At 68.5% G+C, this 14,957-nt stretch carries 15 protein-coding genes and 1 pseudogene; 11 read left to right on the forward strand and 5 right to left on the reverse strand.

Annotated elements, in window-relative coordinates:
• Nucleotides 1-7: 7 nt before the first annotated feature.
• Nucleotides 8-487 (forward strand): ATP-binding protein, encoded by a 480-nt coding sequence (locus ACFWDI_RS03230; RefSeq protein ID WP_385301007.1) that lies wholly within the window; start codon nt 8-10, stop codon nt 485-487.
• Here ACFWDI_RS03230 and ACFWDI_RS03235 read toward each other — a convergent pair.
• On the reverse strand, nt 471-1,406 hold the full coding sequence (locus tag ACFWDI_RS03235) for a SigB/SigF/SigG family RNA polymerase sigma factor (protein WP_385301008.1): 936 nt from the start codon (nt 1,404-1,406) through the stop codon (nt 471-473). The two genes, ACFWDI_RS03230 and ACFWDI_RS03235, sit on opposite strands and share 17 nt — an antisense overlap.
• A gap of 152 nt (nt 1,407-1,558) precedes the next feature.
• On the opposite strand from ACFWDI_RS03235, the gene ACFWDI_RS03240 reads away from it, so the two are divergent.
• Both ACFWDI_RS03240 and ACFWDI_RS03245 read left to right on the forward strand, forming a co-directional pair.
• Nucleotides 1,559-1,957, forward strand: a complete 399-nt coding sequence (locus ACFWDI_RS03240) for an ATP-binding protein (RefSeq protein WP_385301009.1) — start codon at nt 1,559-1,561, stop codon at nt 1,955-1,957.
• A gap of 185 nt (nt 1,958-2,142) precedes the next feature.
• On the forward strand, nt 2,143-5,082 hold the full coding sequence (locus ACFWDI_RS03245; RefSeq protein ID WP_385301010.1) for a HAMP domain-containing protein: 2,940 nt from the start codon (nt 2,143-2,145) through the stop codon (nt 5,080-5,082).
• 36 nt (nt 5,083-5,118) lie between these two features.
• Here the strand turns inward: ACFWDI_RS03245 and ACFWDI_RS03250 are convergent, their stop codons facing one another.
• Nucleotides 5,119-7,413: a SpoIIE family protein phosphatase gene (locus tag ACFWDI_RS03250; protein WP_385301227.1), complete on the reverse strand. Its 2,295-nt coding sequence runs from the start codon at nt 7,411-7,413 to the stop codon at nt 5,119-5,121.
• A gap of 236 nt (nt 7,414-7,649) precedes the next feature.
• Between ACFWDI_RS03250 and ACFWDI_RS03255 the strand changes: the two genes are divergently transcribed.
• On the forward strand, nt 7,650-7,973 hold the full coding sequence (locus tag ACFWDI_RS03255; RefSeq protein ID WP_385301012.1) for a plasmid stabilization protein: 324 nt from the start codon (nt 7,650-7,652) through the stop codon (nt 7,971-7,973).
• Between the two features lie 31 nt (nt 7,974-8,004).
• Here the strand turns inward: ACFWDI_RS03255 and ACFWDI_RS03260 are convergent, their stop codons facing one another.
• Nucleotides 8,005-8,382 carry an ANTAR domain-containing protein gene (locus ACFWDI_RS03260; RefSeq protein WP_385301013.1) on the reverse strand — a complete coding sequence of 126 codons (378 nt, stop codon included), beginning with the start codon at nt 8,380-8,382 and terminating at the stop codon, nt 8,005-8,007.
• A 383-nt stretch (nt 8,383-8,765) separates the two neighbouring features.
• Between ACFWDI_RS03260 and ACFWDI_RS03265 the strand changes: the two genes are divergently transcribed.
• From ACFWDI_RS03265 to ligD, 4 genes are all read left to right on the forward strand, one after another.
• Nucleotides 8,766-9,284 carry an ATP-binding protein gene (locus ACFWDI_RS03265; RefSeq protein WP_385301014.1) on the forward strand — a complete coding sequence of 173 codons (519 nt, stop codon included), beginning with the start codon at nt 8,766-8,768 and terminating at the stop codon, nt 9,282-9,284.
• Between the two features lie 111 nt (nt 9,285-9,395).
• A complete protein-coding gene (locus tag ACFWDI_RS03270) occupies nt 9,396-9,620 on the forward strand; it encodes a DUF6458 family protein (protein ID WP_327321635.1) in 225 nt (74 codons plus the stop codon).
• A 114-nt stretch (nt 9,621-9,734) separates the two neighbouring features.
• Nucleotides 9,735-11,060, forward strand: a complete 1,326-nt coding sequence (locus tag ACFWDI_RS03275) for an NAD(P)/FAD-dependent oxidoreductase (protein WP_385301015.1) — start codon at nt 9,735-9,737, stop codon at nt 11,058-11,060.
• Between the two features lies 1 nt (nt 11,061).
• Nucleotides 11,062-11,961, forward strand: coding sequence for a non-homologous end-joining DNA ligase (gene ligD, locus ACFWDI_RS03280; RefSeq protein ID WP_385301016.1), 900 nt, complete (start codon nt 11,062-11,064; stop codon nt 11,959-11,961).
• Between the two features lie 105 nt (nt 11,962-12,066).
• Here ligD and ACFWDI_RS03285 read toward each other — a convergent pair whose 3' ends face one another.
• Nucleotides 12,067-12,237 (reverse strand): hydrophobic protein, encoded by a 171-nt coding sequence (locus tag ACFWDI_RS03285; protein WP_362685195.1) that lies wholly within the window; start codon nt 12,235-12,237, stop codon nt 12,067-12,069.
• A 251-nt stretch (nt 12,238-12,488) separates the two neighbouring features.
• Here ACFWDI_RS03285 and ACFWDI_RS03290 point away from each other — a divergent pair, with 251 nt between their 5' ends.
• Nucleotides 12,489-13,280: a SigB/SigF/SigG family RNA polymerase sigma factor gene (locus ACFWDI_RS03290; protein ID WP_385301228.1), complete on the forward strand. Its 792-nt coding sequence runs from the start codon at nt 12,489-12,491 to the stop codon at nt 13,278-13,280.
• Between the two features lie 53 nt (nt 13,281-13,333).
• Nucleotides 13,334-13,828: a DUF6328 family protein gene (locus ACFWDI_RS03295; protein WP_385301018.1), complete on the forward strand. Its 495-nt coding sequence runs from the start codon at nt 13,334-13,336 to the stop codon at nt 13,826-13,828.
• An 88-nt stretch (nt 13,829-13,916) separates the two neighbouring features.
• Here ACFWDI_RS03295 and ACFWDI_RS03300 read toward each other — a convergent pair.
• Nucleotides 13,917-14,165: pseudogene (locus ACFWDI_RS03300) on the reverse strand (cation diffusion facilitator family transporter); the annotation flags it as partial.
• 140 nt (nt 14,166-14,305) lie between these two features.
• On the opposite strand from ACFWDI_RS03300, the gene ACFWDI_RS03305 reads away from it, so the two are divergent.
• On the forward strand, nt 14,306-14,926 hold the full coding sequence (locus ACFWDI_RS03305) for an LAETG motif-containing sortase-dependent surface protein (RefSeq protein WP_385301019.1): 621 nt from the start codon (nt 14,306-14,308) through the stop codon (nt 14,924-14,926).
• Nucleotides 14,927-14,957: the final 31 nt, after the last annotated feature.

Here is a 14,957-nt window from a genome sequence, read left to right on the forward strand (position 1 = left end):
GGAGCCGATGGGCGTGAGCCTCCGCGGACAGGGGCAGACCCGCCGTCTGGCGCTGTTCGGGACCAAGGGGGTGGTGAGCCGCTGCCGTGACTTCACCAGGGAGGCGCTGAAGGACTGGGGATGGATCCCCGCCGAGCCGGCGGCGGAGGAGGAGCCGGAGACGGACGAGGCGGAACTCGTCGAGGACGTGCTGCTCCTCGTCTCCGAGGTGGTCACCAACGCCTGTCTGTACGCCGGCGGCCCGACGGAACTGGTGTTGATGCACGACGGCGAACGGCTACGGATCGAGGTCGCCGACGCCAGCCCGGAGTCTCCGAGGCCCCGGCCGCCCCAAGACGCCTCGCAGCCCGGCGGCCACGGTCTGATCGTGCTGGAGCGGCTCGCGCGGAGCTGGGGCTGGGCCCCGCGCGGCGACGGCAAGGTCGTCTGGCTCGAGGTCGGCTCTCCCTCAGGTGCCGAGCGGGCTCGTCCTACCCGGAACCGTTAGCGGCTCTGGGCTGCGCATCGTCCAGCAGCGCGGTACGAAGCGTCGAGCATATGCGCGCCAGCAGCCGCGAGACATGCATCTGGGAGAGGCCCAGACGGGCCGCGATCTCGGACTGCGTGAGTTCCTCGCCGAAGCGCAGCGACAGTATGAGACGGTCCCTGTCCCCGAGGCCGGCGATCAGCGGCTTGAGGGATTCCACGGACTCCACGATGTCGAACGCCGGGTCTTCCTCGCCAAGAGTGCGGGTGACCGCGTTGAGAGAACCTTCGTCGTCGTCGAGCGGCCAGTCCAGGGATCGCGCCACGTACCCATTGGCCGCCCGTTCGCCCTCGACCACCTCGGCCTCGGTGATGCCGAGGTGTTCGGCAAGCTCGGGCGCGGTCGGCAGGCGTCCCAGGTGCTGCTCCATGGCGTCCCGGGCCTTGGCCAGGTCGATCCGCAGCTCCTGGAGCCTGCGCGGTACCTGGACGGCCCAGCTGGTGTCCCGGAAGGACCGCTTGATCTCGCCGACAATGGTCGGAAGAGCGAAGCTGGCGAATTCCACGCCCCGGTACACGTCGAATCGGTTGATCGCCTTGATGAGACCGATCGTCCCGACCTGGACGATGTCCTCCATGGGCTCGGCCCGGTTGCGGAACCGCTGCGCGGTGAATTTCACCAGACTCAGATTGAGCTCGACCAGCGTGTTGCGGACGTATGAGTACTCCGGAGTGCCCTCGTCGAGCGCGCCCAGACGCTTGAACAACGACGTTGACAGAGTCCGTGCGTCCACAGGGCTGACCGACAAGGGATCGGTGATCTCCGGCAGGCCGTCCAGCGCGGTACGGCGCACCTCGTGCCCCGGTGGCGGCGGCGCGACAGCCGCGGCGATCTGGTCAGTACGAATCCCGCTGGAGGCGGTATGAATCCCGCTGGACATGAGGCTCCTTCGACGGGGCGGAGGTCGGCGCTGTCGGGCACAGCGCGACCGTCGTACGAGCTTCCTGTCCTTAAAGATGCCCACTTCTGATGCTTTGATGTCGGTTTACGGGGCATCGGCATGATATGGAGTGGGCACAGAAAGAGCGGAGAGTGACCTACAGCCGCCGTTTTTCCCTGAAGGGCGGCTCAGGTGTGGTGGGCCAGTGCCGAGACCTGACGCGGCGGGTGCTCGACGAGTGGTTCAGCCTCTCCGGCCCGGCGGGGAACGTCGTAAGAGGCGACGTGCTGCTGCTCGTATCCGAGGTCGTCACCAATTCGTGCCTGCATGGTGGGACTCCGTGCGAGCTGAGGCTCGACCGGTCCCCCGGGCGTCTGTGGGTCCAGGTCAGCGACACCAGTCCGGTACGGCCGCGGCCTCATGGCCCGCATCGCGCGGCCCGGTCCTCGGGGCACGGCCTCTATCTGCTCGAGCGGCTGTCCGCGGGCTGGGGATGGGTGCCGCGCGGAACGGGCAAGGCGGTCTGGTTCGTGGTGGCCGTCCCCGAATGACCGGGCCGTCCCGAGCGAGGGTCCCCGAGGACCGGGCGATGCCTGTGTGACGACGGGTGATGCCTGCGTACCGCCCCGGGTGTCCGGACCGATACCGCATGCCACAGTGGGAAGAGCCGTTGAGGCCGCCACGCTGCGGGTTCTCGCAGCACGGCGTCGCGAGTCACGACAGCGCGAGGTCAGCGATGGATGTGCCTGCCCACATGCCTGATCCCCATCAGGCCCGGCTGCCCGCAGAGCTGAGCGAGGAAGGACTCAGGAAACTGCTGGCCGGGCTGACGGCCGTACGGGACGGCGACCTCTCGGCCAGGCTTCCCGACGCCGAAGGGCTGCTCGGCGAGATCGCGACCATCTACAACGGCATGGTGGACCAGCTGTCGGTGGTCACCTCCGAGGTCACCCGGGTCGCCCGGGAGGTCGGCGGACAGGGCCTGCTCGGCGGTCACGCGCAGGAACCGCGAGTGAGCGGCGTGTGGCAGGAGCTCACCACCGGCGTCAACACCATGGCGGACAACCTGACGTCCCAGGTCCGGTCCATCGCCCAGGTCGCTACGGCCGTGGCCCGCGGCGACCTCACCCAGAAGATCAGGGTGGACGCGCGCGGGGAGATCCTGGAGCTCAAGGAGACCATCAACACGATGGTGGACCGGCTGTCCTCGTTCGCCGAGGAGGTCAGCCGGGTTGCCCGCGAGGTGGGAACGGACGGAAAGCTCGGCGGTCAGGCCACCGTCCGAGGAGTGTCGGGCACCTGGAAGGATCTGACCGACAACGTCAACTCCATGGCGACCAATCTCACCAACCAGGTTCGCAACATCGCCCAGGTCACCACGGCCGTCGCCGGTGGCGACCTGACGCGCAAGATCGATGTCGACGCGCGCGGGGAGATCCTGGAACTCAAGACCACGATCAACACCATGGTCGACCAGCTGTCCTCATTCGCCGCCGAAGTCACGCGGGTGGCCCGCGAGGTCGGCAGCGAGGGGCGGCTGGGCGGCCAGGCCGAGGTGGAGGGCGTTTCCGGCACCTGGAAGCGGCTTACCGAGAACGTCAACGAACTGGCCGGCAATCTGACCCGCCAGGTGCGTGCCATCGCCAAAGTGACCAGCGCGGTCGCGGAAGGCGATCTCACCCGGTCCATCACGGTGGAGGCTCCCGGCGAGGTCGGAGATCTCAAGGACAACATCAACGCGATGGTGGAGTCGCTGCGCGCGACGGTCCGGGCCAATGAGGAACAGGACTGGCTCAAGACCCATCTGGCCCGTATATCGAGCCTCATACAGGGCACCCGAAGCCTCTCCGCGGTCGCCGAGCTGATCATGACGGAAGTGCCCCCGCTCGTCTCCGCCCAGTACGGCGGCTTCTTCCTGGCCGGGGACGAGGGCCGTGGAACAGAACTGGTCATGATCGCCGCCTACGGCGCGCCCGACGACCCGGCCGCAGAACCGCGCCGTTTCCGGCTGGGACAGTCGCTGGTCGGCCAGGCCGCGCAGAGCCGCCACACCATCACCGTGGACGACTTGCCACCCGGCTACGCGACCATCGTGTCCGGCACCGGCCGCATGGATCCCAGCCACTTGATCGTGCTGCCGATCGTCGTGGAGGAGCAGGCGCTCGGCGTCATCGAACTGGCGGCCCTGCGCCCGCTGACCGCCATCCACCGGGACTTCCTCGACCAGTTCATCGAGACGGTCGGCGTGAACGTCAGCTCGCTGATCGCCAATGTGCGTACGGACGAACTCCTGGACCAGTCGCAGCGGCTGACGGCGGAACTCAGCACCCGTTCCCGGGAGTTGCAGGCACGTCAGGAGGAGCTGCAGCGTTCCAACGCCGAACTCCAGGAGAAGGCGGCGCTGCTGGCGGACCGCAACCGGGACATCGAGCGCAAGAACCTGGAGATCGAGCAGGCCCGCCAGGAGCTGGAGGCCCGCGCCCAGCAGCTCTCCCGTACCTCGATGTACAAGTCCGAGTTCCTGGCCAATATGAGCCACGAACTGCGTACGCCGCTGAACAGCCTGCTGATACTTGCCCAGTTGCTCGCCCAGAACATCGAGGGCAACCTGACACAGAAACAGGTCGACTACGCCGAGGTGATCCACTCCGCGGGGTCCGACCTGCTCCAGCTGATCAACGACATCCTGGACCTGTCGAAGGTCGAAGCCGGAAAGATGGACATCCACGCCGAGCCGTTCGCGCTGCACCAGCTCCTGGAGTACGTCGAGGCGACTTTCCGCCCGGTGGCGAGCGAACGCGAGCTGGAGTTCCGTGTGATCGCCACGCCGGGGCTCCCCGACGAACTCATCACCGACGAGTCCCGGCTCCGGCAGGTGCTGCGCAATCTCGTCTCCAACGCGCTGAAGTTCACCGAGCAGGGCCGCGTCGAACTCCGCGTCCACCACGCCGCCGGCGACGAGCTGCCTCCTGCCCTGCACGACCGCGGTCCGATTGTCGCCTTCCGTGTCTCCGACACCGGAATCGGCATCCCGGCCGACCGTCTGCAGAGCGTGTTCGGAGCTTTTCAGCAGGGCGACGGGACCACATCCCGCCGCTACGGTGGCACCGGACTCGGACTGTCCATCAGCCGGGAGGTGGCTCAGCTCCTCGGCGGTGCCATCGTCGCGGAGAGCGCTGTGGGCCGGGGCAGCTCCTTCACGCTCTACCTGCCCGTGCGGGCCCCGGCGCTCCAGCAGCAGTCGCACGACGGTACTGAGGAGTACGCGGAAGGCGTGCCTCGCGGGGGCGAACCAGCCACCGGGCACACGGTGTTGGTGGTGGACGACGACACCCGGAACATCTTCGCGCTGACTCAGGTCCTGGAACGCGAGGGGATGCTGGTGCTTCAGGCGGACAACGGCAGAGCGGGGATCGATCTGCTCATGGCGCACGACGAGGTGGATCTCGTCGTGATGGACGTGATGATGGCCGGTATGGACGGCACCGCCACCATGGCGGCGATCAGGGAAATGCCCCGCTTCGCCGATGTGCCGATCATCGCGGTCACCGCCAAGGCCATGCCGGGGGACCGTGCCAAGGCTCTGGCCGCCGGAGCCAATGACTATGTGGCCAAACCGGTGGACGCGGACGATCTGATGGCGAGAATCCGTATGTGGCTGGCGCGCGACGGCTGAACCGGGACGGGTGGCGCGCTGCCCGGCACCGACACCTCAGCGTTCTGGGCAGACGCGGACCGCGATAAGGCTTGTGTCGTCGTCCGTGTCACCCGTGGCGCCGCTCAGCAGCCGGTCGGCCTGCTCCTCGACCTCGAGGGAGCTCAGTTTCTCCGCCGCCCGCAGGAGTGTGGCCAGGCCCTCGTCCAGTCCGTCGTGGCGGCGCTCGATGAGTCCGTCCGTGTACAGCAGCAGTGTGTCGCCGGGCAGTAGTTGGGTGGTCCGCTCCTGGTAGACGAAGGACGGCACGGCCCCCAGCAGGATGTTCCCTGGCGGATCGAGCAGCCGCGCTCTGCCGTCACGTATCAGCAGGAGCGGCAGATGCCCGGCGCTCGCCCAGCACAGGGTCCGGTCGGCCGGGTCGTAGAGTGCACAGACCGCGGTGGCGGTCGGGTGGCCCTGCGTGTTCACCGTGACGTCGTTCAGCCATTCCATGAGCCGTCCAGGGGTGTGCCCGGTGAAGGCCAGTCCCCGCAGCGCGTTACGCAGGGCGACCATTCCGGTGGCGGCGTCGATACCGTGCCCCGCTATGTCGCCGACCGCCACCAGCACCTTGCCGCTGGGCAGCGGGACGACGTCGTACCAGTCACCGCCCACGCGGTACTCCTGGGCCGCGGGCCGGTAGCGGGCCGTGGCCTGCAGTCCGGGCAGTCGCTGAAGGGCGGGCATCTCGGGGACGATCGCCTGCTGGAGCTGGAGAACCAGCCGGTGCCGGAGGGTTGCCTGCGCCTGGACGGCGGTGAGCTGGTCGAACGTGGCGGTGAGGGCGACCTCCGTGTGGAATCCCGTGGAGACGTCCTGGTAGACGCCGGTGATTCCGGTGATGCCGGTGATTCCGGTGAGGGCGCCCTCGTCCATGAGGGGCTCTGCGGCGATGCGTACATGTCGCATTCCGCCGTCCTCACGGATGACGCGGACGACCGCGACCGCGCCCTTCCGCCGCTCGGTCAGCGTCATCAGGAGTTCGGTCAGATCGTCACGATCCTCCGGGTGCACGCGGAGCCGCAGGGCTGTGAGAGGGATCGGTTCCGACTCCCGGTCGATGCCGAGAATTCCGTACGCCTGTTCACTCCACTTCGATGTGCCCCTGGTGAGATCGTCCTCGAACGGCGCGACGCCCTGCAGCTGGCCCACCGCGCGGGTGGCGGACAACCGCCGGTCGCTGCTGGTGTGCCACAGCACGAGGGTGCGTTCGGCGCCGACCGGCAGGACCCGTACGTCGAGAAGAGGCGCGGGGGAGCCCGCGCCGTGCTCCGTTGGCAGCCTGGCCGCGCGCTGAAGGGAGGTGCCGGAGTGCGCGCGCTGGGAGAGCAGCGCGAGATCGGAATGGTGCCGGGGGAGCGCGACTTCGAGGGGCTGCCCCGTCCGGTGTGTCCCGCCGAGAGCTTCGGACGCCGGCCCGTTGAGGTGTTCCACCGACAGGGTCGAGGTGGCCGGATCGCGGCGCAAGGTCATCGCGGGATGGGCCAGCGCGTCGACCAGGTCGTCGAGGAGCGGCGACTGGGACGGTTCGGCGTCGGTGGCGTTGAGGACCCTCGCCGCCACTTCGATCACATCGGTGAGCGCCCGCCGGACGCTTTCGTCAAGATCCGCGCGGCCCGGCCAGACGGCGAGAGCCAGCCCTACGGTCGAGCCTCTCAGCCGCAGTGGGAGGAGGGCGCGGGCAGCTTCGGGGCCGGGGCCCGGCAGCGCCACATCCGGCGGAGGCCCGGAGGCCAGCCAGACGGGGGAACCTTCGGTGACCACCTGCTGGAACGGCGCCGGGGCCGCCGGCGGGATCCACTGCCACCGCGTTGCTTCCCCGGCGCTCACCCCGGCGTGTCCGGCGAGGCGGAGACAGTCGGATTCTGTGAGCCGCCACAACCAGAGGCTCTCCACCCCGAGCGGGCTCATGCCGCCCTGCAGCAGGGTGGCCGCGGCCTCGCTGACGGTGTCGTTCGCCTCTGCCGCGGTGGCGACACGGCGTATCCGGCGGGCCTCGGCAACGGCGCCCTCGTCTCCGACGGGCGGAGTGGGTGACGTGACGGCGATGGTTCCCGCCGCGCCGTTCACGATGTCCGCGGCGAGATCTTCGGCGCTCAGGCCGGTTGCCTCGGCGAGCAGTACGAGGTGTTCGGCCGCCTCGGCGGGCGACGCCTCCAGCTGGGTCACCAGGATCCCGGTGGCCAGGTCGGTCAGGTGCCGTCGCGTGAGTCGCTCGCGGAGAGTGGCGTTCTCGGTGGTCAGGCTGACGACCGCTGCGGACAGCTCTTCGTGCCCGCCGCCTGAAGCCGGAGGCTCCTGCGCAGGCATGGTCACGACTACTCCCATTCCGAGCAGACAACGCGAAGTGTGTGATCGCGCCCGATCTGGATTCTACGCGGGCATTCCTTGCACGGCAGATGTCCGGACCCGGCCTTCCCGCTGCTTCCCGCTGCGCCGAAGGTCGCGCCGGTCGGTACCCGGATTGCGGTGGTATACGGCGCGGCACAGGGTAGTGGGGAAAACGTCCGGACAGTTGCGGGCAACAGTCTCAGACAGGAGTTGTCATGCCTCGCGGTTCTAGTCCCAAGCGGGAACGGCAGTACGAACACATCAAGGAGAGCGCTGAGCAGCGCGGCGAGAGCAAGAAGCGCGCGGAGGAGATCGCTGCCAGGACGGTCAACAAGGAACGTGCCCGCTCGGGCGAGTCCAGGACGGCGAGCAAGAGTTCCACGCAGGACATGTCTTCGTCCCGGCGCGGCGGCAAGCGCTCCCACAGCGGATCCGAAGGGCCGACCTACGACCAGCTGTACGCCGAGGCGCAGCGCCGCGGTATCCATGGCAGGTCCTCGATGAACAAGGCGGAACTGAAGCGCTCACTCGGGAGCTGAAGGGCCTCGGGGGTGCGGCGCACGCCCCGACTCACCGACCGCGGTCGGGCAGGGCCGAGAGTGCGGAGCTCAGTGCGGCCCGGACCGGCTTGGCGGGCGGCGGTCCTTCGACGCTGTCCACGATGTGCTGCGCGATCTCGCGGAGCTTGATGTTCGTGTGCTGGGAGACATTCACCAGCACTTGCCAGGCCTGGTCCGGCGTGCATGAGGCGGTCGCCATGATGACCCCGCGCGCCATGTCGATCACCGGGTGCGTGCTGAGCGCGTGGCGCAGCCCGGCCACTTCCTCCCGCAGCGCCTGCGCTTCGAGCTCCGCGCTGACGACGCGGTACTGCGTCTCGTCCGAGGCCGCCCACGCCGCGGCAGAAGTTCTCTCGAGGGCCGATCCGGTGTTGTCCATCCGCGTCATGCTCCTGCTCCCCTTCCGGCTCTACGGGCCGGTTGGCACGCCCTGCGCCTCCCTCACGTTGTTGCCCCGAGTGCCGAGCAGGACACGTGCCCGCAGGCTTCCTGGCCGAAGCTGGAACTCCCCTGTGCGGCGTTTCGAGCGCCGTGATCGCGGTACTGGATCTGGACGTTCCCCACGTACGAGGGAACGGAGGCGCCGGTCCGGTTGGGCTCATCAGCTGCCGGCGCCGACCTGTGCCGTGGTGGCCGATTGTCCCCGCGCGTTGCGGTTTGCGGTATTCCGGGTGCAGTCTGATAGTGACCCAGAAGCGACAAAGGCTCACTCTTCGTACTCGGGGTTCCGCATGCGAATGGGTGAAGCCGTCGCGGTGAGGAGCCACGGTCATGAACGTTCCGGTCGCCTGCCGCTACAGCATCGAAGTGTCGGCATCACCCGAGCGGATCCCGCAGATCCGGCGCATTCTCGCAGCGCACCTTCGGTACTGGAGCCTCGAGCCCCATATCGTGCCTGTCTGTCGTGCCGTCGACGAGCTCGTCGGCAACGTCGTACAGCACGTGCCGGGCGACAAGACGTGTGTCGTGGAGCTGCGTTGGACCGGGAGGCACGTGATCGCGTCCGTGGCCGACAAGGACCGCCGGATGCCCCGGATCCACAGTTCCTCTCCGTCGAAGGGCGGACTGGCCACGGTTGCCGTCCTCAGCGACAGCTGGGGGACATGCGGCACCGCCACGGGCAAGGTCATCTGGTTCAGCAGGCGTGCGAAGGCAGCGCAACGCGTGGCTGCGAAGCCGTCTGCACCGATGCCGCTGTTGCGCGAGTTCAGGCCGCTGTCCGCGAGCTCGCCGGTTGCGAGGGACAGTGTCCCGGCCGGCAGCGAACCCGCTGTGGCCGCGCGCGTCTGAAGCGCAGGTCCGAAGGACCGATGCCGCGATGCATGAGGCTCGTAGACGCATGGCTGGTCCCGGCGCGGGTACTCGGCCGCGACCAGCAGTTCGAACCGGAAGGTGAGTCACATGGGTCTCGGTGGGTGCATCATCCTCATTGCCGCAGGGGCGATCCTCACGTTCGCCACCGACTGGAAGGTGCAGGGCGCCAACCTCGACGTGGTCGGCCTGATTCTGATGGTCGTCGGCATCATCGGCGTCGTCACGTTCACCAGCATCGCCAAACGTCGTCGCGTCGTCGTGCCGCCGGCAACCCCGGTGGTCGATGAGGAGCGAGGTCGCCGCTACGAGTGACGGTGCCGGTTTGGCGCGGTGCCCAGGGGCATCCGCCGGGCCGCTTGCCGCACCGCACCCCTCCAGCACCACATCCTCTTCCGCACCACACCCTCTCCTGCACCGGAGTTGATTGTGAGTCGTTCCCGTGTCGTTGTCGTCGGAGCCGGTTTCGCCGGTTTCCAGGCCGCTCGCGCGCTGTCCCGGACCGTCCGGGACCGGGCCGAGATCGTCCTGCTCAACCCCACCGACTACTTCCTCTATCTGCCGCTGCTGCCACAGGTCGCAGCGGGGATCCTGGAACCCCGCCGGGTGACAGTCTCGGTCCCCGATGCCCTGCCGCGGGTACGGCTGGTGCTCGGCGAGGCCACCGGTGTCGACCTGGCGGACCGGCGGGTTCACTACACCGATCCCGAAGGCGGTTCCGGCGCGCTTGCGTACGACCGCCTCGTACTCGCCGTGGGCAGTATCAACAAGCTGCTTCCCGTGCCCGGGATCGCCGACCACGCGCACGGCTTCCGCGGTCTGCCGGAGGCGCTGTACCTGCGCGACCACATCACCCGACAGATCGAGATGGCCGCCGGTGCCGCGACCGCCGAGGAGAGCGCCTCCCGCCGCACCTTCGTGGTCGTCGGCGCCGGCTACACCGGCACCGAAGTCGCCGCCCAGGGAAAACTGTTCACGGACGCACTGACACGTAGGCAGCGCGCCGGGAAACACCACGGCCGGGCGCGCTGGCTGCTGCTGGACGTCGCGGACCGGGTGCTGCCCGGGCTGGACCGCAGGTTGTCCTCGACGGCCGACCGGGTACTGCGCCGTCGCGGCGTCGACGTGCGCACCGGGACCTCCGTCAAGGAGGCCACCCAGGCAGGAGTCCTGCTGGACGACGGGGAGTTCATCGACACGAGGACGCTGGTCTGGTGCGTGGGCGTACGTCCCGACCCGCTGGTTTCCGAGGTCGGGCTGCCCCTCGAGCACGGCCGTCTCGTCGTCGACTCCCGGCTGAACGTACCCGGTTGTCCCGAGGTCTTCGCCTGCGGTGACGCGGCGGCAGTACCCGATCCGACCCGGCCCGGGGAGTACACGCCGATGACGGCCCAGCACGCGTCCCGGCAGGGAAAGCTGGCCGGACTCAATATCGCCGCCACTCTCGGCCACGGCGAGCAGCGCAGCTATGAACACCACGATCTGGGCTTCGCCGTGGACCTCGGCGGGATACAGGCCGCCGCGAATCCGCTGGGCGTCCCGCTGTCGGGACCGCTCGCGGGCGCCGTCACCCGCGGCTACCACCTGGCCGCCATGCCGGGGAACCGGGTACGCGTCACCGCCGACTGGCTGCTGGACGCAGTGCTGCCGCGCCAGAGCGTCCAGCTGGGCCTCGTCCGCTCCCCGCAGGTTCCTCTGGACAGTGCCTCGCCGGAAGTCCCCCGGCTCGGGGGACCCCCTCACAAGGAGCAGTGAGATGTCATACAAGGTGCGGGCAGGCCGGCGCACCGTTGAGATCCACCGGCCCGACAAGGTCCTCTTTCCCGACGACGGACTCACCAAGGCAGACCTCGTCGACTACTACCGCCGCATCGCGCCGTTCATGCTGCCGCATCTGCGCGGCAGGCCGTTGATGCTGGAACGGCATCCGGACGGCATCGGCGGCCCCGGCTTCCTGCAGAAACAGACCCCGGACAACTATCCGGACTGGGTGCGCAGGGCCGAGGTGGCCAAGGCGGACGGCACTGTGACCCACACGGTGTGCGACAACACCGCGACCCTGATCCATCTGGTCGATCAGGCGTGCATCACCTTCCACCGTTGGCTGTCGCGCGCGAACCGGCCGGAGCAGCCCGACCGGCTGGTCTTCGACCTCGATCCGGCGGAGGACGACTTCGAACCCGTACGGCGGGCGGCGGAGCAGCTCGGTGAGCTGCTCGACCAACTCCAGCTGCCGTCCGTCCTGCTGACCACCGGCTCCAAGGGCCTGCACGTCATCGTGCAGCTGGCGCGCGGGGCGGGCTTCGACGAGGCGCGTGAATTCGCCAGGGAGGTCGCGCAGACGCTCGCCGACCGCGACCCGGACCGACTGACCACCGAGGTACGCAAACAGGCGAGAGGCGGTCGCCTCTATCTGGACGTCCAGCGCAACGGATATGGGCAGACGGCCGTGGCGCCGTTCTCCGTGCGGCCAAAGCCGGGCGCGCCGGTGGCCACCCCCGTCAGCTGGGATCAGCTGAAGGACCCCGAACTCACCGCCCGCCGTTGGACGGTGACCGATGCGCTCGACCAGGCGCGTACCAAGCCATGGGCCGGCGTGATCGGTGGCGGTCGAGCGATCGGCCCGGCCCGCCGACGTCTCGCCGCCCTGCGCTGACGGTGCCGAGGCGATTCACCGAGGCGATTCACCGGGCATGTCGGGGGCACCGCCGAAAATGATGAACGGCGGCCCGAGGGCCGCCGTTCATCATTCGCTTCTCGCCTACCACCTGTACCAACGGGACCTTGTGCCCGTGGGTGTCGTGCTTCGCATCACAAATCCCAGAAGCCAAACGACCAGGACGATGATGGCAATCCACCAGAGCGCCTTCACGGCGAAACCAACACCGAAGAGAAGGAGTGCGAGCAGCAGAACGAGCAGGATGGGAAACATGGTCTGCACCTCCACCTGGCGGGTTCCCATTACCCGTCCGCCTACACGTCGGTTTCAGGCGGTCCGCGATTGGCGCTGATTTATCTGCCCGTGTTTCATCGCCAAGGCTCAGGGCAGGCGCGTTTCGTGCTTCGGACCGGAGGCACGTCCGTGGGAGTGGCACGGCGCGCCCTGGTGTGGCTGCGTGTGTATCCGTAATTCCCGCGGTGGCAATCATCCGTTCCGTACCGCTGAGGGAGTGGCAGCGCATCATGCGCACACACGCGAGCAGGAAGCATCCGCACGACGACGCCCCCGACACCGCAGCCGACTTCGACCGACTGGCGCACCTGCCCGAGGGGGCCCAACGCGAGGCCGTACGCCAGCAGCTGGTCAATGCCTGGCTGCCCATGGCGGAGCGGATCGCCGGCCGGTTCAGGAACCGCGGGGAGTCCCTCGAAGACCTGTGCCAGGTGGCGGCCCTGGGCCTGGTCAAGGCCGTCGACCGGTACGACCCCGAGCGCGGTACCGCGTTCGCCGGCTTCGCCGTCCCCACCATCACCGGTGAGGTCAAACGGCACTTCCGTGACCACATGTGGACCCTCCATGTGCCACGTCGGGTCCAGGACCTGCGCAATCGGGTCCGTGCGGCCCAGCGCGAGCTCCTCCAGACCGTCTCGGGCCGGGCGCCGACCCTTGCGGAGATCGCCACGCAGGCCGGGCTGACGCCGGAGGAGGCGAAGGCCGGGCTGGAGGCCGTCGACTCCTTCAGCGCCCTGTCCCTGGACGCCGAACTCCCGGGCGGCGAGGGCGGATACACACTGTGCGACGGCCTGGGCGGCCAGGATCCCGCCCTCGATGTCGTCATCGACCGGGAGGCAGTCAAGCCCCGGCTGCGGCGCTTACCGGCGCGGGAACGGAAAATCCTCTACATGCGGTTCTTCCGCGACATGACACAGCGCAGCATTGCCGAGGACCTCGGCATCTCCCAGATGCATGTGTCACGCCTGATCAGCAACTCCTGCGAGCGACTTCGCCGCGAGATCATGCAGGACGCCGCATAAGGAGTGCGGTATAAGAGGAAAGCGCCACACGGACATGAGGGAGGCGCCCGGTGATGGAGCAAGGCGGAAACGGTCGTGAGCGCGGTCGGGACGAGACACCGGAGGAACGGGCGGACCGGCTGTGGGTTGAACTGCTTCAGGAATTGCGAGTTGCCCAGACAGGTGTGCAAGTCCTGTTCGGATTCCTGCTCACGGTGGCGTTCCAGGCCCGTTTTGCCGGCCTGTCCGACACGGACCGGAATATCTATACGGTCACCATTCTGCTGGGGGCGGCGACGACCGGAGCTCTCATCGGTCCCGTGTCCATCCACCGGCTCCTCACCGGCCGGCGGCTCAAACCGGAGACAGTCCAATGGGCCTCCCGCCTCACGCTTGTCGGACTGTTTCTGCTGCTGTGCACGATGGCGTCGTCGCTGCTGCTGATCCTGCGACTGGTCGTGGACGACTCGCTCGCCCTGTTGTTGGTGGCCGCAATGGTCGTCTGGTTCGTCATCTGCTGGGTCGTCCTGCCGCTCTGGGCCCGCGCCACGAACCCGCCCAGGGAGTGACGGCGACGCATCAGTCCGCCGGCGCCTCCGTGATGTCCGGAAAGACATGATCGGCCTGCGGCCAGGCCGTTGAGATCAGCCGCGGAGTGCGCTCCTTGCCGTAACCGAACGGATGCCGGGCATCCGGCGGGCGACGGCTGCGGCGCGCCGCGAGAAGAAGGAACACCTCGTTCATGCTGTCGGCGACCGAGTGCGCGGCCTCGGACAGCAGCGCGGGAGACCCCACGGCGATTCCGGCGACGGCCTTCGCCACCGCGATCACCGGATTCGCGGCGAGCGCGACCAGGACAGTGACGCGGGCCTTTGCGTCGGAATTGTTGCGGCTCATTTCGGTCACCGTGTGCCCATGGCCATGAACGCCGGTAGGAGTGACGCGAGTCAGTCGTGGGGGAGGTGGGGTGGGTGCCGACCCCTGTGAGCGTGGCGGTACTCTGCGCCCACCGCCAGATGGGTGGCGTGGCAACCGTGGAGGAATTTGTGACAACAATAAACAGATCGTGGCGGCGCGCAGGCGCCTTCGCAGCGGTCGCGACGGCCGGCGTGTTCGGCGTCGGCCTGGCGGCCGGAACCGCTCAGGCGCACACCCCGGAGTGGAAGGTGACCTGCACCGACGTCAGCGTCCACCTCACCGCCTACAGCTCCAAGGACGACAACACCGTGACCGTCACGGTGGACGGCAAGGACCTGCTGCCCACCGAGACGTTCAGGGGGAGCTTCGACAAGAAGCTCGAGCTCCCCAAGCATGACAAGGAGCTCTCCGTTCGCCTCGTGGTGAAGGCGGGCGACAACGACAAGTTCTCGCGCGACCTGACCGAGACGGCGCCGGTGTGCGAGAACAACACCCCCAGTCCGACCCCGTCGGAGACCCCGAGTTCCACTCCCTCGCCGAGCGAGACGCCGAGCGACACGCCGAGCACGGCCACCAGCTCCGCTGAGGTGCCCCCGGCTTCGACCAAGCCGAGCTCCCCCTCGGGCGACCTGGCCGAGACGGGCTCCTCCAGCTCCACACCGCTGATCGGCGGCGCGGCCGCTCTGGTCATCGTCGCGGGCGGCGGCATCATGTGGGCCGCGCGGAAGCGTCGTAGCGCGCAGCACTGACGCCGGCACGGAAGACGCGAGGCGGGTGGGC

This window comes from Streptomyces sp. NPDC060064 (assembly GCF_042736455.1).
In the GTDB taxonomy this organism is placed as follows: domain Bacteria; phylum Actinomycetota; class Actinomycetes; order Streptomycetales; family Streptomycetaceae; genus Streptomyces.